Raw genomic sequence first — 416 nt, 5'->3', positions numbered from 1 at the left:
GGACGGCTTCGTCCTGGCCGAGCAGGTTGTCACCCGGGCGGACGACGAAACGTCCACGTGCACCGTGTGGGACTGGGAGCGGGACCGGTTCAGCCCTGTCACACAGGTGGACCGGGTGCGTCGCGCAGGAGCCTTCCAGGACTGGGTGGACGAGCAGTTCTACGGCATCGTGACGGACCTCGTCGGAACCCCCACCGAACTTGTCGGGGAGAGCGGGGAGGTGGCGTGGAGTGCGCGCACAACGGTCTGGGGAGCGGCCGTCGACGGTCACCGGACCGGCGGTGCGCACTGCCCGCTGCGTTTTCCGGGTCAGTACAGCGATCCCGAGACGGCCCTCGCCTACAACTACCACCGTCACTACGACCCGGAGACGGGGCGGTACGTTTCCCAGGACCCCTTGGGCCTTGCCCCCGGAC

1 protein-coding gene is annotated in these 416 nt (G+C 68.8%); it reads left to right on the top strand.

Annotated elements, in window-relative coordinates:
* Positions 1 to 145 precede the first annotated feature (145 nt).
* Positions 146 to 416, top strand: a 271-nt coding sequence (locus LPA54_RS42785) for an RHS repeat-associated core domain-containing protein (RefSeq protein ID WP_228985386.1), incomplete at its 3' end; no start/stop codon positions are given.

It is taken from the genome of Streptomyces sp. DH12 (genome assembly GCF_020873895.1).
In the GTDB taxonomy this organism is placed as follows: Bacteria; Actinomycetota; Actinomycetes; order Streptomycetales; family Streptomycetaceae; genus Streptomyces.
The sequence above is the reverse complement of the archived record's forward strand: the minus strand, read 5'-3'. Positions and strand labels throughout refer to the sequence as shown.